Origin of the sequence: Kocuria marina, from assembly GCF_000786655.1 — a bacterium.
GTDB lineage: Bacteria > Actinomycetota > Actinomycetes > Actinomycetales > Micrococcaceae > Kocuria > Kocuria marina_A.
Genome location: NZ_JROM01000039.1, coordinates 41,839 through 68,183 on the forward strand (window position 1 = coordinate 41,839; position 26,345 = coordinate 68,183).

General features: G+C 69.6%; 24 protein-coding genes. 13 read left to right on the top strand and 11 right to left on the bottom strand.

Annotation, left to right across the window (positions count from 1 at the left end; genetic code table 11):
* Nucleotides 1–160: 160 nt before the first annotated feature.
* Nucleotides 161–1,414, top strand: a complete 1,254-nt coding sequence (locus tag AS25_RS08895) for an NRAMP family divalent metal transporter (RefSeq protein WP_084118107.1) — start codon at nucleotides 161–163, stop codon at nucleotides 1,412–1,414.
* 18 nt (nucleotides 1,415–1,432) lie between these two features.
* On the opposite strand, the gene AS25_RS08900 is transcribed toward AS25_RS08895, so the two are convergent.
* The 6 genes from AS25_RS08900 to AS25_RS08925 form a co-directional block, all read right to left on the bottom strand.
* On the bottom strand, nucleotides 1,433–2,095 hold the full coding sequence (locus tag AS25_RS08900) for a GntR family transcriptional regulator (protein WP_035964433.1): 663 nt from the start codon (nucleotides 2,093–2,095) through the stop codon (nucleotides 1,433–1,435).
* A complete protein-coding gene (locus AS25_RS08905; protein ID WP_035964434.1) occupies nucleotides 2,092–3,894 on the bottom strand; it encodes an acetyl/propionyl/methylcrotonyl-CoA carboxylase subunit alpha in 1,803 nt (600 codons plus the stop codon). Before AS25_RS08905 ends, AS25_RS08900 begins: the two co-directional genes overlap by 4 nt.
* Nucleotides 3,891–5,693, bottom strand: a complete 1,803-nt coding sequence (locus tag AS25_RS08910; RefSeq protein ID WP_253270528.1) for a 5-oxoprolinase subunit B/C family protein — start codon at nucleotides 5,691–5,693, stop codon at nucleotides 3,891–3,893. The genes AS25_RS08905 and AS25_RS08910 overlap by 4 nt, the downstream gene beginning before the upstream one ends.
* Nucleotides 5,690–6,448, bottom strand: a complete 759-nt coding sequence (locus AS25_RS08915) for a LamB/YcsF family protein (RefSeq protein WP_035964436.1) — start codon at nucleotides 6,446–6,448, stop codon at nucleotides 5,690–5,692. Before AS25_RS08915 ends, AS25_RS08910 begins: the two co-directional genes overlap by 4 nt.
* A 62-nt stretch (nucleotides 6,449–6,510) precedes the next feature.
* Nucleotides 6,511–7,509, bottom strand: coding sequence for a cation diffusion facilitator family transporter (locus tag AS25_RS08920; protein ID WP_084118108.1), 999 nt, complete (start codon nucleotides 7,507–7,509; stop codon nucleotides 6,511–6,513).
* A complete protein-coding gene (locus AS25_RS08925; protein ID WP_035964477.1) occupies nucleotides 7,506–7,985 on the bottom strand; it encodes a transporter substrate-binding domain-containing protein in 480 nt (159 codons plus the stop codon). Before AS25_RS08925 ends, AS25_RS08920 begins: the two co-directional genes overlap by 4 nt.
* Nucleotides 7,986–8,150: 165 nt before the next feature.
* On the opposite strand from AS25_RS08925, the gene AS25_RS08930 reads away from it, so the two are divergent.
* From AS25_RS08930 to AS25_RS08940, 3 genes are read left to right on the top strand one after another with little or no spacing between them, the layout of a single operon-like run.
* A complete protein-coding gene (locus AS25_RS08930; RefSeq protein ID WP_035964437.1) occupies nucleotides 8,151–9,329 on the top strand; it encodes an LLM class flavin-dependent oxidoreductase in 1,179 nt (392 codons plus the stop codon).
* A 31-nt stretch (nucleotides 9,330–9,360) separates the two neighbouring features.
* The gene (locus tag AS25_RS08935; protein WP_035964440.1) at nucleotides 9,361–10,032 is read left to right on the top strand and encodes a CE1759 family FMN reductase; all 672 of its coding nucleotides are present in this window, start codon (nucleotides 9,361–9,363) and stop codon (nucleotides 10,030–10,032) included.
* On the top strand, nucleotides 10,029–10,655 hold the full coding sequence (locus AS25_RS08940) for a MarR family winged helix-turn-helix transcriptional regulator (RefSeq protein ID WP_253270529.1): 627 nt from the start codon (nucleotides 10,029–10,031) through the stop codon (nucleotides 10,653–10,655). The genes AS25_RS08935 and AS25_RS08940 overlap by 4 nt, the downstream gene beginning before the upstream one ends.
* A 124-nt stretch (nucleotides 10,656–10,779) precedes the next feature.
* Here AS25_RS08940 and AS25_RS15295 read toward each other — a convergent pair whose 3' ends face one another.
* Nucleotides 10,780–10,971, bottom strand: a complete 192-nt coding sequence (locus tag AS25_RS15295) for a hypothetical protein (protein ID WP_035964442.1) — start codon at nucleotides 10,969–10,971, stop codon at nucleotides 10,780–10,782.
* On the bottom strand, nucleotides 10,965–11,462 hold the full coding sequence (locus AS25_RS08950; RefSeq protein ID WP_052160859.1) for a hypothetical protein: 498 nt from the start codon (nucleotides 11,460–11,462) through the stop codon (nucleotides 10,965–10,967). The genes AS25_RS15295 and AS25_RS08950 overlap by 7 nt, the downstream gene beginning before the upstream one ends.
* 103 nt (nucleotides 11,463–11,565) lie before the next feature.
* Between AS25_RS08950 and AS25_RS08955 the strand changes: the two genes are divergently transcribed.
* The gene (locus AS25_RS08955) at nucleotides 11,566–12,450 is read left to right on the top strand and encodes an SDR family oxidoreductase (protein ID WP_035964444.1); all 885 of its coding nucleotides are present in this window, start codon (nucleotides 11,566–11,568) and stop codon (nucleotides 12,448–12,450) included.
* A 128-nt stretch (nucleotides 12,451–12,578) separates the two neighbouring features.
* Nucleotides 12,579–12,758: a hypothetical protein gene (locus AS25_RS08960; RefSeq protein WP_035964446.1), complete on the top strand. Its 180-nt coding sequence runs from the start codon at nucleotides 12,579–12,581 to the stop codon at nucleotides 12,756–12,758.
* Between the two features lie 76 nt (nucleotides 12,759–12,834).
* Here the strand turns inward: AS25_RS08960 and AS25_RS15525 are convergent, their stop codons facing one another.
* Nucleotides 12,835–14,940 (bottom strand): MFS transporter, encoded by a 2,106-nt coding sequence (locus tag AS25_RS15525; RefSeq protein ID WP_084118109.1) that lies wholly within the window; start codon nucleotides 14,938–14,940, stop codon nucleotides 12,835–12,837.
* A 52-nt stretch (nucleotides 14,941–14,992) separates the two neighbouring features.
* Nucleotides 14,993–15,784 carry an SDR family NAD(P)-dependent oxidoreductase gene (locus AS25_RS08970; protein ID WP_172644434.1) on the bottom strand — a complete coding sequence of 264 codons (792 nt, stop codon included), beginning with the start codon at nucleotides 15,782–15,784 and terminating at the stop codon, nucleotides 14,993–14,995.
* Nucleotides 15,785–15,986: 202 nt separating this feature from the next.
* On the opposite strand from AS25_RS08970, the gene AS25_RS08975 reads away from it, so the two are divergent.
* The 4 genes from AS25_RS08975 (at nucleotide 15,987) to AS25_RS13845 (ending at nucleotide 19,990) form a co-directional block, all read left to right on the top strand.
* A complete protein-coding gene (locus AS25_RS08975; RefSeq protein WP_084118110.1) occupies nucleotides 15,987–17,612 on the top strand; it encodes an AMP-binding protein in 1,626 nt (541 codons plus the stop codon).
* 44 nt (nucleotides 17,613–17,656) lie between these two features.
* Nucleotides 17,657–18,106, top strand: a complete 450-nt coding sequence (locus AS25_RS08980) for an acyl-CoA thioesterase (protein WP_084118111.1) — start codon at nucleotides 17,657–17,659, stop codon at nucleotides 18,104–18,106.
* The gene (locus AS25_RS08985) at nucleotides 18,103–19,017 is read left to right on the top strand and encodes an SMP-30/gluconolactonase/LRE family protein (RefSeq protein WP_035964447.1); all 915 of its coding nucleotides are present in this window, start codon (nucleotides 18,103–18,105) and stop codon (nucleotides 19,015–19,017) included. Before AS25_RS08980 ends, AS25_RS08985 begins: the two co-directional genes overlap by 4 nt.
* Nucleotides 19,018–19,117: 100 nt before the next feature.
* Nucleotides 19,118–19,990, top strand: a complete 873-nt coding sequence (locus tag AS25_RS13845) for a TetR/AcrR family transcriptional regulator (RefSeq protein ID WP_052160860.1) — start codon at nucleotides 19,118–19,120, stop codon at nucleotides 19,988–19,990.
* On the opposite strand, the gene AS25_RS08995 is transcribed toward AS25_RS13845, so the two are convergent.
* Nucleotides 19,954–20,508 (bottom strand): GNAT family N-acetyltransferase, encoded by a 555-nt coding sequence (locus tag AS25_RS08995; protein ID WP_035964449.1) that lies wholly within the window; start codon nucleotides 20,506–20,508, stop codon nucleotides 19,954–19,956. The genes AS25_RS13845 and AS25_RS08995 overlap by 37 nt on opposite strands.
* A gap of 142 nt (nucleotides 20,509–20,650) precedes the next feature.
* Here AS25_RS08995 and AS25_RS09000 point away from each other — a divergent pair, with 142 nt between their 5' ends.
* The 3 genes from AS25_RS09000 (at nucleotide 20,651) to AS25_RS09010 (ending at nucleotide 25,869) form a co-directional block, all read left to right on the top strand.
* Nucleotides 20,651–22,750, top strand: a complete 2,100-nt coding sequence (locus tag AS25_RS09000) for a 3-hydroxyacyl-CoA dehydrogenase NAD-binding domain-containing protein (RefSeq protein WP_035964450.1) — start codon at nucleotides 20,651–20,653, stop codon at nucleotides 22,748–22,750.
* A 24-nt stretch (nucleotides 22,751–22,774) separates the two neighbouring features.
* Entirely contained in the window at nucleotides 22,775–24,016 is a 1,242-nt protein-coding gene (locus AS25_RS09005) for an acyl-CoA dehydrogenase family protein (RefSeq protein ID WP_035964452.1), read from the top strand.
* A gap of 71 nt (nucleotides 24,017–24,087) precedes the next feature.
* Nucleotides 24,088–25,869: an AMP-binding protein gene (locus AS25_RS09010; RefSeq protein WP_035964453.1), complete on the top strand. Its 1,782-nt coding sequence runs from the start codon at nucleotides 24,088–24,090 to the stop codon at nucleotides 25,867–25,869.
* The last annotated feature ends 476 nt before the right edge of the window (nucleotides 25,870–26,345 follow it).

Sequence of the window (26,345 nt, forward strand, 5' to 3'; positions counted from 1 at the left end):
TTTCGCTACCCAGAATCTCGGGCATGGTCTGGGGATGCCTCGGATATTGCCGCCGCGCCGTCAGTTGTCCGACAGTTCGCTGGGCAGATTGTTGAACAACCTATAGGCTGCCTTCATTGCACGAATGTGCCCCCGCTCACGTGAACCCTTGGATGGAAGCATGTCCTCTGTCAGTCCCAGCCCGCAGCCCGGCGAGTCCGTGACCGGGGGCGGGAAAACGCCCAGGCGCTCCGCCGGGCACCGGAGTGCCCTGTTGGGGGCCATGTTCCTCATGGCCACGAGTGCCATCGGGCCCGGTTTCATCACCCAGACCACCGTCTTCACGGTGCAGTTGGGCGCTGCCTTCGCGTTCGCCATCCTGATCTCGATCCTCGTGGACATCGCCGTGCAGCTGAACGTGTGGCGGGTCATCGGGATCTCGGGTCGCCGGGCGCAGGAACTGGCCGGGAGGGTGTTGCCCGGTGCCGGGGCGGTGCTCGCGGCGCTGGTTTTCCTGGGCGGTGCGGTCTTCAACATCGGCAACATCGCGGGAACCGGTCTGGGCCTCAACGCCATGTTGGGCCTGGATCCCAAGATCGGCGGGGGGATCTCCGCCGCGATCGCCGTGTTGATCTTCCTCTCGAAGCGCGCGGGACTCGCGCTGGACCGCATCGTGGTGCTGTTGGGCGCCGTCATGATCCTGCTCATGCTGTACGTGGCCATCGTGGCGGCTCCGCCCGTGGGGGAGGCGCTGAAGAACACGGTGTTGCCGGAGCGGATCGACGTCCTGGTGATCACCACGCTGATCGGCGGCACGGTGGGCGGGTACATCACGTACTCCGGCGCGCACCGCATGATCGACTCGGGAGTCACCGGTGTGGAGAGCGTCCGGGAGATCACGCGCAGTTCTGTGCTGGGCATCCTGGTCACGTGCGTGATGCGTGTGTTGTTGTTCCTCGCGATCTTCGGGGTGGTGGCCGGCGGGGTCTCCCTCACGAGCGACAACATGGCGGCGGAGGCCTTCGGTGCCGCGGCCGGTGAGATCGGTGTACGGATCTTCGGTGTGGTGCTGTGGGCCGCGGCGCTGACCTCGGTCATCGGGGCCGCGTTCACGTCCATCTCCTTCGTGACCTCGTCCCAGGGCAAGCCGCGCACCCGGAACCTGCTCACCGTGGCCTTCATCGCGGTGTGCGCGGTGGTTTACCTCTTCCTGGGCCAAGCACCGCAGACCCTGCTCATCTTCGCCGGTGCGTTCAACGCCCTGATCCTGCCCGTCGGTTTCGCCATCCTGTTGTGGGTCGCATGGCGCCGCAGGGATCTGTTGCACGGCTACCGCTACCCGGTGTGGCTGCTCCTGGTGGGTGTCCTCGCCTGGTTGCTCACGGTGTATCTCGCGTGGAACTCCCTGGCGGGCCTCGCGAAGCTCTGGTCCTGATCCCGCCCACCCGACCCGTCAGGTCAGGTGCGCGAGGATTTCGTCCCGTGCCGCGGTCAGGGACTCCCTGAGTAGGTGCACGGCCCGGTCACGGTCGCCGGACTCGAGGGATCGCAGCACCTGGGTATTGCGCACCGCGTAGCGCGCGTGGAACTGCGGATCCGTGGACATCGCGTGGAACACCAGCCGCATCCGCGCCGACAACCGATCCATGACCGCGACCAGCTCCGCCGAACCGGACGACGCCACGAGCTCCCGGTGGAAGCCCTGGTTCGCATCCGCCATGGCCGTCACGTCCCCGGCATTCCGGGCGGCGAGCGCCGAGGTGGTGAGCGCGCTCAGCCGGGACAGCGACTGCGGATCGGGCGCACCCCACAGCATGGTGCCCGGCTCCAAGACACAGCGGGCGGCGTAGAGGTCGCGGACGTCGTCGGCGTCGGGCTGTGCGACGAACACACCCCGGTGCGCGATCCGATCCACGAGGCGCTCCGCCGCCAACATGGTGAACGCCTCGCGCAAGGTGTTGCGCGAGACCCCCAGCTCCCGGGCCACGGCCTGTTCCGAGAGTTTCGCTCCCGGGGGCAGTTGGCCGTCCGAGATGCGGGCGCGCAACTGCCGGGCCGCGTGCGCGCTCGCCTGGGCACTCGCCTGGGCGTTCTCGCGCGGCTCGACGGCCGTCACGCGATCTCTCCCAGCGTCTGCCCCTTACGCACGGCGGACCCCTCCGCCAGGTCCGCCCGAGTCAACGTGCCGGAGCGATGAGCGCGGACGGGCGTCTCCATCTTCATCGCCTCCAGCGTGAGGACGGTGTCGCCCTCGGCCACCTCGGCGCCGTCCTGCGTGGCCCACGTCACGACCGTCCCGTTCATGGGCGCCACCAGGCTCGTTCCTGCCGAGTCCGCATTGGGCGACGACGACGCCCCGGTTTCTGCCCCCGCTCCCGCGGTCTCACCGGACCGCGATTCGGCGCCCCGGGATGCCGAAGCGGACCCGGAACCTGCGACGGATCCGCCACCCAGGAGGGCGGCGGCAAGGTCTGCGGGCAGGCCCAGTTGATGGGCGCGCCCGTCGATCTCCACCGTGACCGTGGTGCGCTCGCCGGCCCCGGGCGCCACGTACGGGGAGGCCTCCAGCTTGCGTGTGAACTCGTCCTCGATCCACGTGGTGTACACCCCCACCCCGTCCGGGGACGTGAACGCGGGCTCCTCCAGGACCGCCCGGTGGAACGGGACCACTGTGGGCACCCCGCGGATCACGAGCTCCCGCAGCGCGGCGCGCGAGCGTACGAGGGCCTGCTGCCGGTCCTCGCCCCACACGATGAGTTTGGCCAGCAGGGAGTCGTACTCGGCGGGCACCACGGACCCGGAACGCACGCCGGTGTCCATGCGCACCCCCGAGCCCGTGGGCGCCTCGAACGCCTCCACCGCGCCGGGAGTGGGGAGGAACCCGAGGGCCGGGTCCTCCGCATTGAGTCGGAACTCGAACGCATGCCCGTTCGGTGACGGGTCCTCGGTGAGGCTCAGCGCCAACCCGTCGGCCACGCGGAACTGTTCCCGCACGAGGTCCACGCCCGCGGTCTGCTCCGTGACGGGGTGTTCCACCTGCAGCCGCGTGTTGACCTCCAGGAAGGAGATCAGCCCGTCCGGGGCCACGAGGTACTCGACCGTGCCCGCCCCGGTGTACCCGGCCTCCCGGCAGATGGCGCGCGCGGATTCGTGAATCGTCGTGCGCTGCTCATCGGTCAGGAACGGCGCAGGGGCCTCCTCCACGAGCTTCTGGTTCCGCCGTTGCAGTGAGCAGTCACGCGTGCCCACCACGATCACGGAACCGTGGGCGTCTGCCACGACCTGGGCCTCCACGTGGCGGGGCCTGTCCAGGAAACGCTCCACGAAGCATTCGCCCCGCCCGAACGCCGACGTCGCTTCGCGCACCGCCGCCTCGAACGCCGCGTCGATCTCGTCCATGGTCCTGGCCACGCGCATCCCACGACCACCACCGCCGAAGGCGGCCTTGATGGCGATGGGCAGTCCGTGCTCCTCGGCGAATGACTGGGCCGCCGCGGCGTCGTCCACGGGACCGTCCGTGCCGGGAACCAGGGGAGCGCCGGCGCGCACGGCGATGGCCCGGGCGGTGACCTTGTTGCCCAGCTCGCGGATGACCCGGGCGGACGGACCGATCCAGGTGAGGCCGGCGTCCGCCACGGCCTGCGCGAAGTCCGCGTTCTCGGACAGGAACCCGTAGCCCGGGTGCACGGCGTCCGCGCCGGAACGGGAGGCCACGGCGAGCAGACGGTCGATATGCAGGTAGGTGTCCGCGGAGGCGGAACCGGGCAGTGCGTAGGCCTCGTCGGCCATATGCACGTGGAAGGCGGCGGCGTCAGGTTCGGAGTACACGGCCACCGAGGTCAGGCCGGCGTCCGCGCACGCCCGCGCGATCCGCACCGCGATCTCCCCGCGGTTGGCGATCAGGACCTTCTTCATGGTGTGTCTCCTGCGGTGTCGGATGCGGGGTGGGGCGGATCGGTGAACGTGAAGCGGACCGCGCTGCTCGGGGGTAGCTGCGCGGCGAGGGGGAGGTCCTCCGGGAGCACGACCCCGATCACGGGATAGCCGCCCGTCACGGGATGGTCGGCCAGGAAGAGCACGGGAACCCCCGAGTGGGGGACCTGCAGGGAACCGGCCACCACGCCCTCGCTCGCCAGTTCGCCCTCGCGGGAACGCTCGAGCGGCGGGCCCTCGAAGGGCGGATCATCAGGGGGTTCCTCGAAGCGCACCCCCACGCGGTTGGACTGCTCACTCACGACCCAGTCCCGCGAGGTGAACGTCTCGAGTGCTTCCGGTGTGAACCAATCGTCACGGGGCCCCGGGCTCACCCGCAGGGTGACGGTCTCCCCGGGGGTGGGAAGCGTGACCGCCGGCGGTTCGGGCAACCCCACGGTCCGGCCCGCGGCGGCCTTGAGAACCGGGAGCTCGTCACCGGCGCTCAACGGGTCCGGTCCGATCCCGGAGAGCGCATCCGAGGAGCGGCTCCCCAGCACCTCGGGTACGTCGATCCCACCTCGCACTGCCAGATAGGTGCGCAGGCCTCTGTCCGGGGCTCCCAGGGTGAGGCGCTCGCCGTCGTACAGGGCGAACGGAGCGTGGCACGTGACGGCGCGTCCGCCGAGGGGTCCCTCGATCCGGGCCGGAGTGGGCGCGCCACTGAGGGCCAGTACGTGGTGCCCGCGGGCCGTGACCGACAGTCCACCCAGCAGCGTCTCGATCACGGCGGCCTCGGGCGAGTTGCCCACCAGCCGGTTGGCCTGCTCGGCCGACGCGCGGTCCGCCGCGCCGGAGGCCACCACGCCCAGGTCGCCTCGGCCGGGTCTGCCGCGGTCCTGGGGCAGGGACTGCATCCCGGGATCCTCGATCATCAGGGCGTGTTTCCGCTCCCGGCGCGACGCGGGTAGTGCCGTCTCTGAGGACACCGTCACGAGTTCGCGCACCGCCCGGTAGCGCACGGTGTCACCCGGTCGGATTAGGGCGGGCTCTTCCCGGTCCACGTCCCACAGCGGCGCGTCCGTGTGACCGATCAGCTGCCAACCCCCGGGGGAACGCCGGGGGTAGACGGCCGAGAAGCGTCCCGCGAGCGCCACGGACCCGGCCGGCACCGCAGTGCGGGGCGAGTCCCTGCGCGGCACCTCGAGCGGATCGCCGTCGGCCACAAGGTACGCGAATCCCGGCGCGAACCCGCCGAACGCCGCCGTCCAGTCGGCTCCCGTGTGCGCCTCGATCACGCCGCGCTCGCCGAGCCCGGTCAGCTTTCCCACGGCGGCCAAATCTTCGCCGTCGTAGACCACGTCGATTGCCACGTCCTTACCCGCGGCCGGTTCGGTGGAATCGAGCCGGATGTCGACGACGTCGCTCGCGGCCCTCCGCGCCGCGGCGGGAGTTGTGAAGGTCAGCAACACGGTCTCCGCGGCGGCCAGGACATCGAGCTGACCCGGGTACGGGTGGGCACTCAGGTGGGCATGCAGCCGCATCACGTGCTCGAGCGAGGGGCACTCGATCAGGAAGGCCCGCGTGCCGGCCCAGCGCAGACCCGTCCGCGGCGGGGTGGCCGTGTCGGGTGCTGCCGACGAGGACGTGGCAGGCGCGGTGGCTCGGTCCCGGGGTGCGGTGCGCGGCGCGCCGGATCCGCTCCGCGTCACGTTGGCGGCTCGCGGAGTGGCCGGGGAGGGCACGCCCGTGCCGTCGTGGGCGGCGCCCGGACCGTGCGTCGTCGAGTCGCGGCCGCTCACACGAACGACCGGATCGTGATGCCCGCGCGCTCCAGACCCGCGCGGACCTCGGCGGCCATGGCTGCGGACCCGGGGGTATCCCCGTGCACGCAAATGCTCTCGGCGGCGAGATGCACCGTGGAGCCGTCCACCGCGGTCAGCGTGCCGTGTTCGGCCAGGCGGATCATGCGCTCGGTGACCTGGGCGGCGTCGTGCAACACAGCGCCTTGCTCGCGGCGGGAGACCAGCGTGCCCTCGGGGGTGTACCCGCGGTCGGCGAATGCCTCGGCCACCCCGCGCAGTCCCGCCCGCTCGGCCTTGTCCAGGGCCACGGAACCGGGCAGCAGCAGCAACGGAAGGTCACCGCCGAACGCCTTGACCGCGTCCACGACCGCCTGCGCGTGTGCCTCGTGGTGGACGATCGTGTTGTACAGCGCCCCGTGGGGTTTGACGTATTCGATGGTCGTGCCGGCCGAGCGCGCCATCGCCTCGAGTGCACCCATTTGGTAGAGCACGTCATCGGCGAGTTCGGTGGGGGAGCAGTCCAGGAACCGTCGGCCAAAACCGGCCAGGTCCCTGTAGGCCACGTGGGCGCCCACGGTGACTCCTGCGGCCACCGCGTCCCGGCACGTCTGTCCCATGGTGCCCGGGTCCCCGGCGTGGAACCCGCAGGCCACGTTGGCGGAGGAGACGGAACGGAAGATGGCGGCGTCGTCGCCCATGTGCCAGTTGCCGAACGACTCGCCCACGTCGCTGTTCAGATCGATGACCGTCATGCGTGACCTCCGTCTCAGTACCGAGTTCCAGAATGCCGCACGCGGGAGGATTGTTCAACAATCTAGTGCGAATGACCCTCGAACTCCTCGGCCTCCAGGACCCGCGGAAGCGTGTTGACGGGGATGAGCACCACGTCGCGAATCTTCCAGTCCAGGGCCAGTAGCTGTTTGCGGGCGGCGTCCAGCCGATCGGGAGTCGCGACGTCCGGGGTGCGGGGAACCACGAATCCCTCGACCTGGAACACCTGACCCTCGTCGCGTACGCGTGCGGCACCCACGCGCGCCCACTCCAGCTGTCGGAGGAAGGCGTCCACGTCCGCGTTGAGCGGGTGAGGCTTCTTGTTGTCCACGGTGGTGGGACGGGCATCCGCGAGCCCGGCCACGGCGGCGCGGAGGTTCGTGATCCCGTCCCTGAGGATGGACACGGCGATCACGATGGCCGCCACGGCGTCCGCCCACCACCACCCCAGGCCGATCCCGATCACACCCGCGGTGGCCGCGGCGGAGGTCATCCAATCCGCCTTGTTCATGTCCGCGTCCGCGAAGAGCACCTTGTTGTGCAAGGGCGTCGCGAGTTTCAACTTCATGCGCCCCAGGATCACCGGCGGGATGCCCGTGACAACCAGGACCCCGATCATCAACCAGCCGAGCCACACCGTGGTGCCGAACAGCTGAATCCCGCCGATGGACGGGTGCTCCGCCGTGATGAGTTTGCTGCCCGAGTCGACGATCAGATATGTCCCCATGACCAGCAGCGCGGTGGCCGAGACCAGGTGGGCCATCCCCACGGAGCGGTGATGGCCGAAGGGGTGCTTCGCGGTGGCCGGGCGGCGCGTGATCCGTACGCCGATCAGGAACGCAATGGGCGGGATGAAGGACAACAGGTCCTCGACCCAGGCCGTCTTCATGGCCTGCGAGTTCCCCAGCACGAGGAAGACAAGGGTCACCGTGACCGCGAGGGTCCCGATGGTGAGCCATTCCAGGCGCACGACCCGGGTGAGCGCTCGGGTGATCTCCGGCGAGAGTTGCTCGTCGTCCACCGGGTGGTGTTGCGCGCTCACGATCTGCCTCCGTGGCCGGCGAGGAATGCTTCGAGGTCCAAGAGGAATGCGTTCTCCCCGTTGCGTACCGCCATGACGTGTTTCCGGGTGTCGCCGAACTCGTCGGTGGATTCTGCGTAACCGCGAGTGATGCCCACCTCCGTGTCCCACGGGCTGTCCTCCGTGAGTCCACCGATGACCAGGTCCAGGTGGCCGTTCTTCAGCTGCTTGACCAGATCCTCCTCACCACCGGGAGTCCAGGTGACGTGAGCATTCACGGTCTCGGCGTACTGCCGCACCAGATCCACTTCGGTGCCCGTGGGTGGGTTGGGTCCGAGATCCGTCTCCGGGGGACTGTGCGAGACACCCACGCGGAGTTCCCCGTCGGTCACGCGCTCGAGTGTCCCGTGCGGGTCCGCGGGATAATGCCCCGCACACCCGCCCAGCGCGAGAGCCAGGACCAGGAGAGCGACCAGCCGCCCGATGGGTGATCTCATGGCACCACTGTAGGCCCGAGTGCCGTTCGCCACACCCGGATATTTTCCCTGGAATAAATCTCCGCGGGGGTGCATTATGTAGGTAGTTCAAATTTGAAAGACCGACGGAACGGAGCCGCGGCACCCGCGCTGCGGCGTCGTGGACCACAAGCCAAGGAGGCCGACATGCAACTCGGCATCTTCACCATCGGGGACGTGACCCAGGACCCCACCACCGGCAGGACCCCCACCGAGAACGAGCGGATCAAGGCCACCGTGGCCATCGCCCGCAAGGCGGAGGAGGTGGGCATGGACGTGTTCGCCACGGGCCAGCACCATAACCCGCCGTTCGTGGCGCCCGCGAACCCGCCGATCCTCATGGCCCACCTCGCGGCGCAGACCGAGAAAATCCAGCTGGGTACCGCCACCACGCTGATCACCACCACGGACCCCGTGCGCATCGCGGAGGACTACTCGTACGTCCAGCACCTCGCGGACGGGCGCGTGGACCTCACGCTGGGTCGCGGCAACACCGGGCCCGTGTACCCGTGGTTCGGCAAGGACATCCGGCAGGGCATTCCGCTGGCCGTGGAGAACTACCAGCTGCTGTACCGGCTGTGGCGCGAGCAGAGCGTGAACTACTCGGGCCGCTTCCGCACGCCCCTGCAGGGGTTCACGGCCACGCCGCGCCCGCTGGACGACGTCCCGCCGTTCGTGTGGCACGGTTCCATCCGCTCCCCGGAGATCCCGGAACAGGCGGCGTTCTACGGTGACGGGTTCTTCCACAACAACATCTTCTGGAACAAGGAGCACACCGAGCGCATGGTGGACTTCTACCGCCAGCGCTACGAGTACTACGGCCACGGGTCCTACGACCAGGCGATCGTGGGTCTGGGCGGTCAGGTGTTCATGGCCAAGAACTCGCAGGACGCCAGGCGCACGTTCCGGCCGTACTTCGACAACGCGCCGGTCTACGGTCACGGCCCGTCGCTCGAGGACTTCACCGAGCAGACCCCGCTGACCGTGGGGTCCCCGCAGCAGGTCATCGAGCGCACCCTGTCCTTCCGCGAGTACGCGGGCGACTACCAGCGCCAGCTGTTCCTGGTGGACCACGCCGGACTGCCGCTCAAGACCGTCCTCGAGCAGATGGACATCCTGGGCGAGGAGGTCATCCCGGTGCTGCGCAAGGAGTTCGACGCCGCTCGCCCGGCCCACGTGCCCGAAGCCCCCACCCACGAGTCCCTCGTGGCGCGCCACGCCGCGGGCAAGGACCCGATCCCCGGCGGTGGCCCGGATTCGCAGGCCGCGAAGGATCGCGCACAGCAGGCGGAGGCCGCGCAGCGCGACCACGAGAACGCCAAGTAAGTTCACGTACCAAGTCAGAGAGAAGGACACCATGACCGATCGGTTGACCCTCGCGGTGGTGACCGCGGGACTGTCGGAGGACTCCACGACCACGCGCCTGGGTGAGGCGATCGCCCAGGCCGCGAGCACCACGGTCGAGAACGCCGGGCAGCACGTGGACATCCAGGTGATCCAGCTGCGCGATCTGGCCCACGGGCTGACCGACATGATGATCACCCACGTGGCCTCGCGCGCCGTGCAGGACGCGATCGACACCGTGCTCACCGCGGACGGCCTGATCGCGGCGTCGCCCACGTACAAGGCGTCCTACTCGGGGCTGTTCAAGCAGTTCTTCGACGTGATCGACGAGTCCGCACTCGAGAACCTGCCCACCGTGGTCGCCGCCACGGGCGGGTCCCCGCGGCACTCGCTCGTGCTGGACACCGCCATGCGGCCGCTGCTGAGCTACCTCAAGGCCCTCGTGCTGCCCCTGGGCATCTACGCGGCGTCCGAGGACTGGGGTCACAACGACCTGCAGCGCCGGATCGACCGCGTGGGCGCCTCGCTCGGCACCATGCTGCTCGCGGGCTCGCAGGGCAGTGCCGGTTCCACGGACGGCGCCTCCCATGGCGACGCCGCTCGGCCGGGTCTGCGCCGCGAGGTCAAGGACGATTTCAGTGACGTCCCCGACTTCGCGAGCCTGCTGGCCTCGGTGGGATCGTGAGCGACACGGCCACCCGCGCCGTTGCTTCGTCCAAGGCTGCGCCGTCCGGGTCCGCGCACGTCGAGACCGCGCAAGCCGAGACCGCGCCGTCCGAGCCCGTGACGGGTTCGGACGGCGCGGACACCACCGGCGCGGCATGCATCGGTGGCGCGGAATCCCTCGATGATGCGGCGCGTGCGGGTATCTCGGACGCGTCCCGGCAGGACTGGGACGCGTGGCAGGTCTACTTCGAGACCACCGCGCTGCTCACCGCCCGGATCGAGGAGCGGCTCAAGCATCACGGTTGCTCGCTCATGGACTACCAGTTGCTCCTGCTGCTCTACAGCGCGCCCGAGCATCGGATGCGCATGGGTGAGCTGGCGCACCGCCTGATCTTCTCGCCGTCGCGGTTGAGCTACCAGATCGGTGTGCTGGGCAAGCGCGGCTGGGTGGAACGCTGTCGCGTGGAGTGCGACGGCCGCGGCTTCGAGGCGGTGCTCACAGCCGAGGGCCTGCGCGCCTTCCGCGCACTGCGCCCCGCCCACGCGCGGGACGTCCAGGAGCTCTTCTTCTCCGCACTCCAGGACGACGACGCCGCTCGCCTGGCCGACCTCATGCGCCGGGTGGGTGGGCTGCTGGGTTAGCCCCGGCCACCTCGGGATCGCCCTGGTGGCGGCCATGATCCCGAAGTCGCCCATGAAGGATGCCGCCCCGCTGTGCAGGAGTTGATCCTGTGATGCAGTGGGGCGGCATCACGCCGTTCCGGGGTCAGGAGCCGAACGTCCTGCGCCCGGCCCGATCGGCGAAGTCCTCCAGGGCCTTCACCACGGCCGGGACCACCCACGCTTTCTGGCCCCGCACCTTGATGGACGGCTCCTGTCGTAACAGCCCGGCGTCAGTGAGCGCATCGACCGTGCGGTAGGCCGTGGCTTTGGAAATGCCCGCGAGGTTTTCTACCATTCCCGCCGTGAACGCCGGTTCGGAGCAGCACAGGTCGGCGACCGCGCGCAGCGGTGCCGTGACGCGGCGTCGGAATCCAGATGCGAGGCCGCGGCAATGGCGGCGCGCATGGCCTTCACGGTGCGGGCCACCAGCTCCGCGTTCCCTCCGATGCGCGCGCCCACCGCGGCCAATGACAACTTCCGGGCCCGGACGGTGAGATTCTCGATCTGCGAGCTCGTGGCCGACTCACCGCGGAGGAGGACCGCGGCGAACGGTAACGAGGCGAGCCCTTCCGACTCTCGATCGAACGCCACCATGGCGGCCGTGGCATCGTGCGCGGACGCCAACACGTCGTGGGGGAGGTCCGGGGTCAGGGCTGAGATCCGGGGGACCACCGTGGCGGCAAAGTCCCCCATGTTGCGGATCCGCGCGCGATGGGATGCCATGGGGTCGCGGTGGACCCAGCGGTGGCTCTCGTGGCCGATCGCGGGCCAGTTGGAGGTGGCCATGGTGCTCCTTGATGGAGCTGCTGATCCTGATTGTCTCAGTAGGAGTCTTATTGAGACAATCCATCGATCCGGTCTCAGTAAGCGGCGCTGGCAGACTGGATTCATGACGGCTTCACCCGGAACCTTGCCCCTGCGCGGTCGAACGGCGCTGGTCACCGGGGTGTCACGACGCCGCGGCATCGGCTTCGCCGTTGCCCGCACCTTCGCGCGGCTGGGCGCGAGTGTATTCATCCACCACTACGGCCCGCACGACGAGGACCAGCCATGGGGCGCGGACGATCTGAGCGGCGTCGTGAGCGCATTGCGGGCCGAACTCACCGAGGGTGCGCGGCTGGGGCAGATGGGCGCGGATCTGCGGGACCCCGGACGGATCCGACCTCTCATCGATGCCGCGAGCGAGCTCACCGGGTCGCTGGACATCCTCGTGTGCAACCACGCCAGGAGCGGTGGGGACGGCTCCATCCTGGACATGACCCCCGAGGCGCTGGACGCGTTCTGGCAGACCAACACCCGCTCCACGCTGCTGCTGACCCGGGCGTTCGCGCTCCTCAAGGCCGACGCCCCGACCGCTCCGGCGCGGCCGGGAGAACGCATCCGGGGCGACCGCGAGCGGAGGTTCACCGCACCGACGGGGCGGGTTTTCTGGATGACCTCGGGACAGGGGCACGGGCCCATGCGCGGCGAGGTCGCGTACGCCACGAGCAAGGCCGCGCTCGCCGGGGTCACCGCGACCGTGGCCGCGGAGCTGCTCGAACTCGGCATCGCGCTCAACACCGTGAACCCCGGACCGGTGGACACCGGGTACCTGTCCCCCGATGCCGCGGACCGTCCACTCGGTCAGATCCAGGAGTTGATCGACGGCACCCCGTTCGGCCGCTTCGGGGCGCCGAGCGATCCCGCGAACCTCATCGGCTGGCTTGCCACGGACGACGGCGCATGGATCGTCGGCCAGGTCCTCACTTCGGACGGTGGGTTCTACCTGGCGTGAGCCCGGTGGGGGCGGGGCGTCGCCCCGGATATTCATGAATTGAGTAGTGGACGTCTTCGATCCGTTGCGTGGCACGCTGCTGCGTGCCGGGGATCCACGGCGACAGGTGACAGCGCAGGGAAAGAACCATGACCGACACGACCCGGACTGCGGCGTCGTCCGCGGAGAACGCGACGAACGTGACGGACGCCAAGAAGCCGGAGACCCGGCAGCGGCGGATCCGGCGCACCGAGGAGGAAATGCACGAGGGCAAGCGCCGCCCGTGCTGCTGGCCCGGGTGCAAACACCGGGAGCGCACCGGTCGCTGAGGCCCGATGCACCCCTTGGCGTGAAACCACGGCCGCGTGACACAACGGTCGGCGCGGTACTACGGCCTGCTCGGCGCTACAACCGCAGCGAGCCCGCGCCGCCGGAGGCCGGCCCCTTGCCGGAAGCCGGTGTGGTCGGGGCGCTCGTCGGGCACGTGGCACGGAAGCCCGCGATGAGCGCGGCGTTCATGGCCGCATCCGGGTCCGGACCCTCCTCCACGTAGGAGCGGCCCGTGTAGGCCAGGGCCATCCGGCGGGAGGCGTCCCGCGTGGTGAAGGACACCGCACGGGTGCCGAACCCGGCGCCGTCGTGACCGATGAGCACCTCGGGGGTGCCCGCCGCGGTGCGGCAGGGACCGTTGATGAGGTAGAGACCGTAGCCGTAGCGCGCCTGCTGAGCCGCGCCCACGGGAGTGACCATGGCGTCCACGAGGTCCTTGCGCAGCAGCCGTCCGGTCATGAGGGCGCCGGTGAAGTCGGTGATGTCCTCCGCGGTCGCGTACACCCCGCCCGCGCCGGAGAAGATGGACGGGTTGACCAGTGGCAGCGGCGCCAGCCCGGCCTGGAACTTGCCGTACGGCAGGAGGTAGCGGCCTCGGACCAGCGTGGACTCCTCGAGCCGTGACTGCTGCATCTTGGCGGGCTTGAACACCCGGTCCCGCACGAGGTCCTGGATGCGCGACCCCGTGGCGGCCTCGAGCAACATGGACAGCACCACATACCCGACGTTGGAGTAGGACCAGCCGGTCCCGGGCTCGAACTCCCACGGCAGCCTGCGGCTGAGTTCCACGAGTTCCTGCTCGGAGTGGTACGGGACCACCGCGGCCTCGAGGTCCTGCATGGTCCACGTGTACCACTCCCGGTCCGGGAGCAAGGAGTAGATCCCGTCCGGCATGCCCGAGGTGTGGTTCATCAGTTGCGCCACGGTCACGCCGCCGCGCCCCGGGTAGAGCCCCGGGGTGACCTGGTCGATGGTCGTGCGCAGAGTCCATTGCCCCGCCTCGATGCACTGCATCACGAGCACCGCGATCATCGCCTTGGTGATCGAGGCGATCCGCGCGCGGTCCTGGGGCCGGGCGCTGTCCTTCTGCAGGTCCCGCTTGCCGGCGGCGCTCAGATAGGTCCCGCCCGGGCCCACGACCGAGGTGGTCACGCCCACGGCGCCGTCGCGCACGAGGTTGGCCAGGGCGGCGTCGATCCCGGCGGTGTTGAACGCGATCTTCGACGGCGCTGCCGCGGCACCGGTCGCGAACGCCGGGGTGGCGAGCGCCGTGGCGGCGCGACCGAGTTTGTCCGCGAGCCAGCCGAAGACGGGGGAAAGGGCATACATCCCCGCCACGTGCAGGGAGATGGTCAGCCCCACCACGGACAGCGTGGCCCCGTGGGTCGTGAGGTGCACGGGCGTCATGGACATGAGACCCACCATCACCGCGTGGGACAGGGCCACCACGAGCACCGCGCGCCGAGCCGCGGGGACGGTGCGCAACAGGGTAAACCCGCCGGCCGGGCTGGGTGTGGAGGCCACCGATTCACCGCGGGACAGGGCGACCTTGAGCGGGTCCGGGCGCAATCCGATGAAGTACACGATGGCCCCCAGCACCTGGGCACACAGTGCGATCACGAACCCGCCGGTGAACTGGGGCAGCCCCAGCACCCGCCCGAGTGTCTCGCTGGGCCCGAAGAGATTGGGGCCCACCACGGAGCCCACGGTCGTGGACCACACGATGAGCGAGAGGTCGCGTGCGCGGGTACGCGCGGGAGCGACGTCGGTCGCGGCGAAGCGGGACTGCAGGTTCAGGGCCATCCCGGAGCCCAGCAATCCCATGCCCGCGAGCAGCAGCGGGAAAACATTCAGCGCGGCGGCGGCCACGATCACGGCCGCCCCCGCGACCGCCACGAGGGCGCCGGTGGTCAGGGAGATCCGCCGACCACGACGTTGCGCCAACCGCGCCAGGGGGATGGCCATAATGGCGGCACCCAGGGTGTTCATGGTGGCCGCCAACCCGGACACCGCACTGCTCCCGGAGACCTCCGTGACGAGCAGGGCACCCAACGCGAGGGTTGCACCCGTTCCCAGCCCACCCAGGATCTGGCCCAGCGCCAGCACGGTCAGCACTTTGCGCTGGAACTCTGGCCCGGGGTCGGGTGTCTGCGCGGTGGAGGCCGTGGAGGTTTCGGTCATGCACGCATCATGACGGACGAACGCACCATCATCACCGGTTTGCGTCCCGCTCTTAGTCGCCGCGCGGGCGGGTCAGTTCCGCCTGCCGGTGCGCCTTCACCGGCTCGGGGGTGGTGCGGTTGTCCTCGCGGGTCTGTTTCGTCTCCTCATCGCCGCCCACGACCTCGTCCACGTCATTGAGCAATGCTTCGAAGCCCTGCTGGGCCACGAGGACCTTGTCGTTCTTGGTGGCGCCCGGCCCGAGCGCCGTGTTGTCCATGCCGGCGTTGGAGTGGAAGTCGCTGTCCGTGGCACCGGGCAAGAGCGCCGTGACCGTCACGCCGGTGTCACGCAACTCTTCGCGCAATGATTCCGCGAAGGAGAAACCGAATGCCTTGGAGGGGCCGTAGACGGTCTCGTAGGGAGTGGGCGTCGTGGCGGAGATGGAGGACACGATGAGGATGCGCCCGTGGCCGTTGGGGACCATGTGCTGCACGACGCGCTTGGCCATGTGCACGGTGCCCTTGACGTTGATGTCGATGAGCCGGAACTCGTCCTGGAGGTCGGTGTCCACGAACGCCCCGCCCAGTCCGATACCGACGTTCAGGGCCGCGGCATCCAGGGGACGACCCAGCTCGGCCACGAAGTTCCAGAAGCCCTCGACACCGTCGTAGGTGGCGGCGTCCGCCTGGAACGGGTAGGCCTGTGCGCCGAGCTCCTCGATGCCCCTGGCCGCCTCATGGACGCGGTCACTCGAACCGGACAGGGCGACGTCGTAGCCGTGCCGGGCGAACTGCTTGGCCAGTTCGAACCCGATGCCGGAGGAACCACCGGTGACCATGGCAAGGGGGCGTTGATCGGACATGAGAACTTCCTTCCACACCGGGACCGCCGCGCGAACGGGTGAGGATCGCGGAGCCGGGGCCCATGACGGATGCTGCTGACACGTGACGGCTGGACCAGTGTGCATCACCGGTGCAGTGACCACAACGCCGTGGCCGCTTGCTGGGGTGACGCATATCACCCAGGGGACCCACGGGGTGCCCGTGCCCATGTCAGGAGCCACCATGAGCCACCCCGTGAACATCAATCCCGTGCGAGGTCTGCTCTACCAGGCTCGCTACAGCCCCGAGCACCCCGCGGTGATCTACGAGGACGAGACCGTGGACTACGCCCACTTCACCGAGAGCGTGCGGCGCCTCGCGGGCGCGCTCGCGCGTTCCGGGGTGGGCACCGGGGACCGGGTCGCCTATCTGGGGTTGAACTCGGAGGTCTTCCTGCGCACCATGTTCGCCGCGTGGTGGCTCGGCACGGTCTTCGAGCCCCTGAACTTCCGGCTCGCCCCGCGCGAGGTCGCGGGCCTGCTCACCCGGTCGACCCCCGCGGTGACCATCGTGGAGCCCGGTCACGTCCCCGTCCTGGAGGCGGCACTACCGCTCGCGGAGGGCTACGACGGCGGCAGCGTCGTCGTCGTGGACACGGACCCCGCCGTGCCCTGGACCCCGGACGGTTCGCGGGGCGTGGAGGCTTCGGGGGACGACGGCGCCGCGGCGGCGTCCTGGACCACCCTCGGCACGTACGCGGCGGGCTCCGCGGACGACGACGCCGCGCTGCCGGAGCCGTTCGAGGCCTCGGACGGCGACCTGGCCGTGCTGATGTTCACCTCCGGGACCACGGGCCAGCCCAAGGGCGTGCGCCTGACCCACGGCAACCTGTTCTGGAACGCCTTCAACGTGGACTCGCTCGTGGACACCCGCCGGCGGGACATGAACTACGCGGTGGCGCCCCTGTTCCACATCGGTGCGTTGAACTCCTTCACCGTGCGCGCCCTCGTGCGGGGCAACACGACCCTGGTGCGCAGGACCTTCGTGCCCTCGCAAGTGCTCGCGGACATCGAGCACTACGGGGTGAACACCACGTTCCTGGTCCCCGCCATGGTGCTGGGCCTGAGCCAGGACCCGGCGTTCGAACAGGCCCGGCTCGAGTCGCTGCGCGGACTGATCTGCGCGGGTGCGCCGGTGCCGCCCGTGGTGATCTCCCTGCTCAAGTCCAAGGGCGTGCCCGTGCAACAGGCGTGGGGGCTCACCGAGACGGCGCCGTTCGCCACGTACCTGCCCACCGAGCTCACGTACGAGAAGGCGGGATTCGCGGGAATGCCCATGCTCTACACCGAGGTGCGGATCGTGGACCCAGCGACCCACGAACCGGTCACGGAACCGGACGTGCGCGGGGAACTGTGGGTCAAGGGCCCCAACGTGGCGGACGGGTACTGGCAGGACGACCGGGCCACCGCGGCCGCCTTCACGGACGGGTGGTTCCACACGGGGGACATCGGGTACCAGGATGCGGACGGTCTGTATTACATCGTGGACCGGCTCAAGGACATGATCATCACCGGCGGTGAGAACGTGTACCCGGCGGAGATCGAACGGGTCCTCGCCGAGCACCCGGACATCGCGGACGCCGCCGTGGTGGGTGCGCCGGACGAGCAGTGGGGTGAGCGGATCGTGGCCGTCCTGCAGGCCCACCCCGGCCGGGAGACCCCCACCATCGAGGAGCTGCGGGAGTTCTGCGGCCAGCGCCTGGCCCGCTACAAATTGCCCAAGGACATGCTGGCCGTGGGCACGGTGCCCCGTAACGGGTCCGGAAAACTGGACAAGGTGACCATCCGCGAGCTGGTCCGTCAGAGCTGAGCCACCCGCTGCTCGACACCCGGGCGGTCCCCTAGGCTGGGGGCATGCAGCACCACGGTGACATCTCGTTCCGCACCCGCAAGTGGGTCAAGCCGGAAGACCTCAACGCCAACGGCACCCTGTTCGGGGGATCGCTGCTGCGCTGGATCGATGAGGAAGCGGCGATCTACGCGATCGTGCAATTGGGTAATCAGCGGGCGGTCACCAAGTACATGTCCGAGATCGAGTTCGTCTCCTCCGCGGTGCAGGGGGACATCATCGAGATGGGCCTCAGTGCCACCACGTTCGGACGCACCTCGTTGACCATGCGGGCGCAGGTGCGCAACATGATCACTCGCGAGTTGATCCTGAGCATCGACAAGATCGTGTTCGTGAACCTCGGGGAGGACGGCAAGCCCGCCCCGCACGGGTACACGCAGATCACGTACGACCGCGACAGGATTCCCAGCATGTCGCTCCCCGCCCACAACAGCCCCAGGAGGTCGCAGTCGTGAAGCAGCTCACCGCCCAGAGGATCACCCCGTCGTGGATGTACCACGGTGAGGGGCCGTGCTGGAGCAAGGAATGGAACGGGCTGGCCTGGGTGGACATGCTCGCCGGGGACGTCATGACGTTCACCCCGGACGACCAGCCGCGCCGCCAGCACGTGGACACCGTGACCGCGTGCGTGCGTCCGCGCAGTTCGGGTGGGCAGATCATCGCGGTGGAACGGGGCGTGGTCCTGACCGATCCCACGGGCGCGGTGGAGCGGGAGATCTCCATGTGGGAGGACCCCGAGATCCGCATGAACGAGGGCGGTGTGGCCCCCGACGGCTCCTTCTACGTGGGGTCCATGGCGTACGAGCAGACCGAGGGTGCGGCCACGCTGTACCGGGTCGCACCGGACCTGTCGTGGCAGCCCGTGCTCGAGAAGGTGAGCATCTCCAACGGGATCGCGTGGTCCCCGGACGGCACCCTCGCGTACTACAACGACACCCCCACCCACGAGGTCTCGGTCTTCGACTGGAGCCCCGAGGCCGGCCTGCAGAAACGCCGCACGTTCGTCGCGCCCGTCCTGGACGACCACGCCGCCGCGGCCGCCACGGACCCGGAGGAGAGCTACGAGCCGGGCAGCGTCTCGGTGAGCCCGGACGGGTTGACCGTGGACTCCGAGGGCGCGGTGTGGGTCGCCCTCAACGGCGCGGGGCAGGTCCACCGCTACCTCCCGGACGGGACCCTGGACACCGTCGTCGCCGTGGGCGCCAAGCAGACCACCGCGTGCACGCTGGGTGGTGAGGATCTGCGGACGCTCTACATCACGACGTCGCGCGAGAACCTCCCGGACGACGTCCAGCCCACCGCCGGTTCCCTCTACTCGGTGCGCGTGTCCGTCCCGGGCCAGGTCACGCAGGCCTTCGGGGGCTGAACGCGTCGTCGGGCCGGCTCCCGTACCGGCGCGGCCCGCGGATGTGGTCGCCGCACCGCGGCGGGGCCGCCGCACGGCTACCATCACCGCAGGAGGCCAGATGAGTACCGCACCCGGGGTGAGCGGCGACGCCGTCACCACAGCGATCCGCCTGTTGGCAGCGCAGGGTTACGACGCCACCACCGTGGACCAGCTCGCGCACGCCACGGGGGTCAGTCGCGCCACGTTCTTCCGCAAGTACGGGTCCAAGGAGGACATCGTGTTCGCGGACCACGCGTCCAACTTGGAGCGGCTGGAGCAGTTGCTCAACCGCCCGCACCTCACCGCCCAGGCGGGAGTGAGTGAGGGCGTGCAGCTCGTGTTCCGGTACAACCTGGACCACGCCGACCGTGCGCTCGCACGACACCGACTGCTGCAGCGGGTCGAGGCGTTGCGGGACCGGGAGCTCGCCACGTCGCACCGGTACGAGCGGGTGTTCCGGGAGTTCCTGCGCCGCGTCCTGCCGGACGGTCCCGACCGTCGGGTCACGGCGATCTCGTTGGCCTCCGCCACCGTGGCCGTGCACAACGCCTACCTGCGCACGTGGTTGCACGATCCCCAGGCTGCTGACGGTGAACGCCTGGCCGCGGGGCTCAATCGGCGGATCGCGTGGTTGTGCACTCTCTTCGGGCTCTCGTCCGCTCCCGGGCGCCCGGTTCAGCAACCTCGCTCCGCGGACGACGGCGCGGGCCCGGCGCCCGTGGTCGTCGTCGTCCCCGAGGGGGTCGACGCGCGGGACGTCGCCGAGCGGACGGCGCGCTCGGTGTACGAGGCCCTGGCCCCGGGCGGCACGCAGCTCGCGCGGGATACCCGGCCCGACGGGGAGCAGGATACTTCCGACGGCGCAGGGGTCGCCGGGGCACGACCCTCCGACGAGGTGAGCGTCCCCGCGGCGGATCAGTCCGCGCGTCGCTCAGACACGAGCACCGCGTAGACGAGTTCGTCGCGCCACTCGCCCAACTGGTAGTGGCTCTCCCGCAGGGTCGCCTCCTGGCGCATGCCCACGCGCTCGCAGACCTTCGCGGACGCCACGTTGAGACTGTCCAGGCGCGCGAAGACTCGGTGCGCGCCGAGGTGCTCGAACGCGGCGTCGACGGCGGCGCGCGCGGCCTCCGCGGCGTACCCCTTGCCCGTGTGATCCGGGTGCAACGCCCAGCCGATCTCCACCTGCGCGGACTCCGCGTCCACGAGGGTCAGCACGATCTCGCCCACGAGCTCGTCGGAGTCGTGAGGGGAGATCGCGACCCGCAGGCTGTCACCGTCGGAGGACCAGGACCCCGGTTCGCGATTGGCCTCGACCGTCCTGATCACGTGGTCCATGTCGCGGGGTTCGCGCCACGCGTGCATGGCGTAGTCCTCGCGGGACTGGTAGGAGTGCATGGGCTCGATGTCGGCATCGGTGGGCCAGCGGAAGCGCAAGCGGTCCGAGTGCAGCGGCAGCTGGAGAGTCATCGGGATCAGCCTATCCAGGACGTACCGGGCATCCGGGGGCCGGGTGACACTGAATGTCTTGACGTGAGACGCAGTCTCACGGCAGACTGTTCTCGCGATACTGTGGGCCACACCACCTTTCGCCCAGACACAGGAGCCAAGCGTGAGCGAACAGACCTTCCCGTCCACCGTGACCATCGACGTGACCCGTCCCGTCCTGCCCGGGCGGGAACGACCGATCGCCCTGGTGTCCCTGGGCTCCACCGAGCCCAACGGGCTCGTGATCTGGGGTTCGGAGGCCATGCGCGAGTTGCGCCGGGAGCTCTCGGCCATTGACACCTCGCAGGTCGAGGCCGTGGTGGTCACGGGCAACGAGAAGTCGTTCGGTGCAGGCGCCAATCTCAAGGAGATCCGCGCCGCACAGTTCGACGGGGGTTCGGAGGACTACATCGGCTCCGGGCACGAGGCCTTCGGCGTCCTGGCGGAGATGCCCGTTCCCACGTTCTCGCTCATCACGGGAGTGGCCCTCGGCGGCGGTCTGGAACTCGCGCTGCACACCGATTTCCGCCTGGCCACGTCCGGCAAGGCACCCATGGGTCTGCCCGAGTGCCGACTGGGCTTCTTCCCGGGCTGGGGCGGCGTCTACCTGCTACCGCACCTGGTGGGCGCCGAGGCGGCACTGAACATCATCGTCACGGACTCCATGCGCGGGCGGAACCTCAAGCCCGCCAAGGCCGCGGAGATCGGTCTCGTGGACGCCGTCCTGGATGCCGCCCCCGGCACGGACGAGTGGGAGACGGCGTGGCAGCGCTGGGTCGTGGAGGCCCTCGAGGGCAAGCACGAACCGCGCCGCGCCGACGACGACGAACAGACCTGGCAGGCCGCCGTGGACAAGGCCGCCGCCAAGGCCCACGCCGCGTGGCACGGTGCCGCTCCCGGCCCGGTGGCCGCGATCGACCTCGTGGGCCGCGCCCGCACCGACACCCGCCAGGCCAACGGTGCCGCCGCGGTCCAGCTCTTCAGCTCGATCGTGCAGTCCGACGCCGCCCGCGCGTCCCTGTACGCGTTCGAACTTGTGAGCGCCCGCAGCAAGCAGGCCGCGAACGTCCCGGACGCTACCGTGCGCCCGATCAAGAAGGCGGCGGTGATCGGCGCGGGACTCATGGCGGGTCAGCTCGCGTCCCTGCTCGCCCAGGGCGCCCGGGTCCCCGTGGTGATGACCGACCTCGACGACGAGCGCCTCGCCACGGGCGTGCAGCGCACCCGCGACCGCTTCACCGCCCAGGCCGAGAAGGGCCGCATGAGCGTGGAGCAGGCGGAACAGCTCGGATCCCTGATCTCGGGGGCCGAGAGCCCGCAGGACCTCGCGGACGCGGACTTCGTGATCGAGGCCGTCTTCGAGGAACTCGAGGTGAAGCGGCAGGTCTTCGCGCAGTGGGAGCCCGTGATCCGCGAGGACGCGATCCTCGCGACCAACACCTCGTCCCTGTCCGTCACGGCCATGGGTCGGGACCTGAAGCACCCCGAGCGGCTCGTGGGCTTCCACGTGTTCAACCCGGTGGAGGTCACGCCGCTGCTCGAGATCATCTCCGCGCAGCAGACGGACGACTCCACCCTGGCCACCGCGTTCGACCTCGCCGCCAAGCTGCGCCGCATCGCGGTGCGCGTGGAGGACGCCCCGAGCTTCGTGGTCAACCGCGTGCTGACCCGCATGTTCGACGAGATTGGCCGCGCGATCGACGCCGGCGGCGATCCGCAGACCGTGGACCACGCCCTCGACCCCATGGGGCTGCCCATGACCCCGCTGCAGCTGCTCGACTTCGTGGGCCCGGCCGTGCTCGTGCATATCACGCACACCATGAACGACGCCTACCCGGACCGGTTCACGCTCTCGCCGTGGCTCGACGCCGTCGCGGACGCCGGTCTGACCCACACGCTGCCCGCGCGCGGCGAGACCTCACAGACCTACCTCTCGCCCGAGGCCCACGACGCGCTCGAGCGCACGCGGCAGGAGAGCGGCGTCGCGGCGTCGTCGGACGACGGCGCCGGGGGAGAGCTGCTCACGCGCGTCCAGGACGCGCTCGCGGACGAGATCGGGCACATGCTCGACGAGGGTGTGGTGGCCTCCGCGCGCGATGTGGACCTGTGCATGATCCTGGGCGCCAACTACCCGTTCCACCTGGGTGGCATCACCCCCTACCTGGACCGCACCGGCGCTGCCGAGCGCGTCCGCGGACGACGTTTCGACGCCGCCCAGCACTGAACCCCTGATCGCGAAGGACCAGTCATGACCACTGAGAACACGGCACCCACCTCGGAGAACTTCCCCGAAGGCACGCTGGAACCGGAATACACGCTCACCGAGGCCCTGGGCACGGACGAGGCGGGAGTCTTCACGGACGTCTCGGACGCGGACCGCGCGCACTGGATGCGTGCCCGCTCCTTCGTGCAGGAGGACGTCCTGCCCGTGATCGCGCAGTACTGGGACGAGAGCGAGTACAACCTGGATCTCGTGGCCCGGATGGGCGAGCTGGACCTGCTGCGCGACGGCGTGGCGGTGCCGGGCATGGACGAGATGTCCAAGCTCGCCGCGGGACTCGTGACCATGGAACTGGCGCGCGGGGACGGCTCGGTGTCCACCGTGGCCGGTGTGCAGGGTGGTCTGGCCATGCGCTCGATCGCGATGTGCGGCAGCGACGAGCAGAAGGACCGCTGGCTCCCGGACATGGCCGCGGGCAAGCTGCTCGGCTCCTTCGCGCTCACCGAGCCGGCCCACGGCTCGGACTCGATCGGCCTGGAGACGCGCGCGACCCCCGTGGAGGGCGGTTACGTCCTCAACGGCGAGAAGAAGTGGATCGGCAACGGCTCTATGGGCGGGATCACCGTGGTGTGGGCCCGCAGCGACGAGGACGGCGCGGTCCACGGTTTCGTGGTGCCCCAGGACTCCGAGGGCTACACCGGTACCACCATGCGCGGGAAGCTCTCCCTGCGGGCCATCCACCAGGCCCAGATCCGCATGGAGAACGTGTTCGTGCCCACCGAGAACGTCCTGCCGAACGCCCGGTCCTTCCGGGACACGGCCTCGGTCCTGTTCGCGACCCGCATCGGTGTGGGGTGGGCCGCGGTGGGCCACGCCCAGGCGTGCTACGAGACCGCGGTGCAGTACGCGGCGCAGCGCGTGCAGTTCGGCCGCCCGCTGGCGGCGTCGCAGATCGTGCAGGAGCGCCTGGCCCGCATGCTGAGCGAACTCACGTCCATCCAGACCCTCGTGATGGCCATGACCCGCAAGGAGGAGGCCGGGACCCTGACCGGACCGCAGGCCTCGCTGGCCAAGTACACCGCCACCCGCACGGCGCGCCAGGTCGCGGCCAACGCTCGCGATCTGCTCGGCGGTAATGGCATCCTGTTGGAGAACCGTGTCGCACGTCACTTCGCGGACGTGGAAGCCGTGCACACCTACGAGGGGACCGAGACGGTGCAGGCCCTGATCATCGGCAAGTCGATCACGGGCTTCTCCGCCTACAACTGATCCGCTCGTGCCCACACGGCCCGGTTCGCGCCCGTCCGGCGCGTGCCGGGCCATGACCGTTCAGGAGCACCATGTTCGCGAACACCGAGCCGCTGACCCCGTTGCGCTTCCTCGAGCGCAGCGCCGAGGTCTTCCCCGACCGCCCGGCGATCGTGCACGGCTCGCGGGTGTGGACCTACGAGCAGTTCGAACGGGACGTGCGCCGGTTCGCCACGGCGCTGCTGCCGCTGCTGCCCGGTTCCGACGGCTCGGCGGGTACCGCTGCGTCCAGCATGACAGCGGGGTCCGACGACGCCGCTGGGTCGCCCGGGACCGTCGGGCCGGGTGATGCTGCCCGGTCCGCTCGCTCCGCAGTGGCCTCGGGGGACGCGGACGAGTCCTTCCAGGGCGCCGCGCTGCTCGAGCGGTCGTGGCCCACGGTGGCCGTGATCGCGCCCAATCTGCCCGCGACCCTCATGGCGCACTACGCCGTCCCGGCGGCCGGTGCGATCCTGGTCCCGCTCAATCCGCGGCTGAGCGCGCGCGAGTTGAGCTACATCCTGGAGCACTGCGAGGCCCGCGTGGTCCTCGCGGACAGCTCGGTGCTCGAGACCGTCGCCCAGGCCCTCGGGGAGGGGTCGGGCGTGACGCTCGTGCAGATCGCGGACCCGGAGTCGGACGTCCACCCCGTTCGCGACGGCGCGGGGTCGGGCGTACCCACGTTCGAGGAATTCATCGACGTCGAGCCCGCCCAGCCGGCAGGACCGGGTGCATCGGGCGGGAACGGCGTCGTCGGCTACGGCGTCGCGGACGAGAACGCGCCCATCACCCTGAACTACACCTCCGGCACCACGGGGCGACCCAAGGGGGTGCTGTACAGCCACCGCGGGGCGTACCTGAACAGCCTGGGGGAGGTCTTCCACAACGGGTTTACCGGCGCCACGCGGTACCTGTGGACCCTGCCCATGTTCCACTGCAACGGGTGGTGCACCACGTGGGCCGTGACCGCCGCGGGCGGCACGCACGTGTGCTTGCGGGTCGTGCGCGCGGACGAGATCTGGCGCGCGTTCGACGAGCAGGGCATCACCCACCTGTGCGGTGCACCGGCCGTGTGCTCGATCATCGTGGACGCCTCGGAGGCCCACCCGCTCGAGCACGCCATCAGGATCACGACCGCCGGGGCCCCGCCCGCGCCGAGCATCATCGAACGGCTCGAGAGCGCGGGCTTCGACATCGTCCACGTGTACGGGCTCACCGAGGTCTTCGGCCCCATCACCATTTGTGAACCCCAGGAACAGTGGCGTGAACTCTCGCCCCAGGAGCGGGCGCAGCAGATGTCCCGGCAGGGCGTGGCCATGATCCAGGCGGAATCCGCCCGCGTGGTGGACGACTCCCTCGAGGACGCGCCGGCGGACGGTACGACCGTGGGGGAGGTGGTGCTGCGGGGCAACAACGTGATGATCGGCTACTACAAGGACGTGCCCGCCACGCGGAAGGCATTCGAGGGCGGGTGGTTCCACACGGGTGACCTGGGGGTCATGCATCCCAACAACTACATCCAGCTGCGGGACCGCGCCAAGGACATCATCATCTCCGGTGGGGAGAACATCTCGTCCATCGAGGTGGAGCAGGCCCTCTACTCGCATCCGGACGTCGTGGACGTCGCCGTCGTGGGGGTAGCCCACGAGAAGTGGGGCGAACGCCCGGTCGCACACGTGGTGCGGGTGAACGGGTCCACGGTCACGGAGGACGATCTGCGCGACCACGTCCGGGACCAGCTCAGCGGGTTCAAGGTGCCGGACTCGGTCGTGTTCAGTGACGAGCTGCCGCGCACGGCCACGGGCAAGGTGCGCAAGAACCTCTTGCGGGACTGAAGCAGCCACCCGGGCAACAGGCTTGCGCGGCCACGGCCACGTGATTGCGCGGCCGTTGCCTGCGGGCGCCGTGTCGATGCCCGGCTCGGGGCGGGGCGACGACGCCGCGTGCGCATGGGGCCATGGGGTAGCGGGCCTGCCCCAGGGTCGTTTTGCGCGGTCCCGCGGGCGTGTGTAATGTATTCCGAGTCGCCGCAAGGACGAACAGCGAACCGCTGGTCCGGCAGGCCGATGAGCTACCTCCTCCGACTTCCGAATGGCAACGGCGTGCGAACGCCGAGTTGCGAAGGAAACGGGGAACGGATAAGCTAGTCGAGTTGCCGCAAGGACAGCGAGAAGCGTTCCGAATCAGCGGCAACCAAAACTTCCAACTCATGGCTCTGGATAAAAGCTTAGGTGTGGTTTGTTGTTTGTCAACTCAATAGTGTGTCTAGTTTGTTGATACCAAAGTTTTTTGTTTTTGGTTGATGGCCTGA

Excerpts from the sequence above, each read along its gene's own strand:
- AS25_RS08930 (WP_035964437.1), top strand. The coding sequence starts at position 8,151 with ATGCAACTCGGCATCTTCACCATCGGGGACGTGACCCAGGACCCCACC.
- AS25_RS09010 (WP_035964453.1), top strand. The coding sequence starts at position 24,088 with ATGTTCGCGAACACCGAGCCGCTGACCCCGTTGCGCTTCCTCGAGCGC.
- AS25_RS09005 (WP_035964452.1), top strand. The coding sequence starts at position 22,775 with ATGACCACTGAGAACACGGCACCCACCTCGGAGAACTTCCCCGAAGGC.
- AS25_RS08895 (WP_084118107.1), top strand. The coding sequence starts at position 161 with ATGTCCTCTGTCAGTCCCAGCCCGCAGCCCGGCGAGTCCGTGACCGGG.
- AS25_RS08905 (WP_035964434.1), bottom strand. The coding sequence starts at position 3,894 with ATGAAGAAGGTCCTGATCGCCAACCGCGGGGAGATCGCGGTGCGGATC.
- AS25_RS08960 (WP_035964446.1), top strand. The coding sequence starts at position 12,579 with ATGACCGACACGACCCGGACTGCGGCGTCGTCCGCGGAGAACGCGACG.
- AS25_RS08955 (WP_035964444.1), top strand. The coding sequence starts at position 11,566 with ATGACGGCTTCACCCGGAACCTTGCCCCTGCGCGGTCGAACGGCGCTG.
- AS25_RS08980 (WP_084118111.1), top strand. The coding sequence starts at position 17,657 with ATGCAGCACCACGGTGACATCTCGTTCCGCACCCGCAAGTGGGTCAAG.
- AS25_RS08950 (WP_052160859.1), bottom strand. The coding sequence starts at position 11,462 with ATGGCCACCTCCAACTGGCCCGCGATCGGCCACGAGAGCCACCGCTGG.
- AS25_RS08925 (WP_035964477.1), bottom strand. The coding sequence starts at position 7,985 with ATGAGATCACCCATCGGGCGGCTGGTCGCTCTCCTGGTCCTGGCTCTC.
- AS25_RS08970 (WP_172644434.1), bottom strand. The coding sequence starts at position 15,784 with ATGTCCGATCAACGCCCCCTTGCCATGGTCACCGGTGGTTCCTCCGGC.
- AS25_RS08995 (WP_035964449.1), bottom strand. The coding sequence starts at position 20,508 with ATGACTCTCCAGCTGCCGCTGCACTCGGACCGCTTGCGCTTCCGCTGG.
- AS25_RS08935 (WP_035964440.1), top strand. The coding sequence starts at position 9,361 with ATGACCGATCGGTTGACCCTCGCGGTGGTGACCGCGGGACTGTCGGAG.
- AS25_RS08915 (WP_035964436.1), bottom strand. The coding sequence starts at position 6,448 with ATGACGGTCATCGATCTGAACAGCGACGTGGGCGAGTCGTTCGGCAAC.
- AS25_RS15525 (WP_084118109.1), bottom strand. The coding sequence starts at position 14,940 with ATGACCGAAACCTCCACGGCCTCCACCGCGCAGACACCCGACCCCGGG.
- AS25_RS15295 (WP_035964442.1), bottom strand. The coding sequence starts at position 10,971 with ATGGTAGAAAACCTCGCGGGCATTTCCAAAGCCACGGCCTACCGCACG.
- AS25_RS13845 (WP_052160860.1), top strand. The coding sequence starts at position 19,118 with ATGAGTACCGCACCCGGGGTGAGCGGCGACGCCGTCACCACAGCGATC.
- AS25_RS08975 (WP_084118110.1), top strand. The coding sequence starts at position 15,987 with ATGAGCCACCCCGTGAACATCAATCCCGTGCGAGGTCTGCTCTACCAG.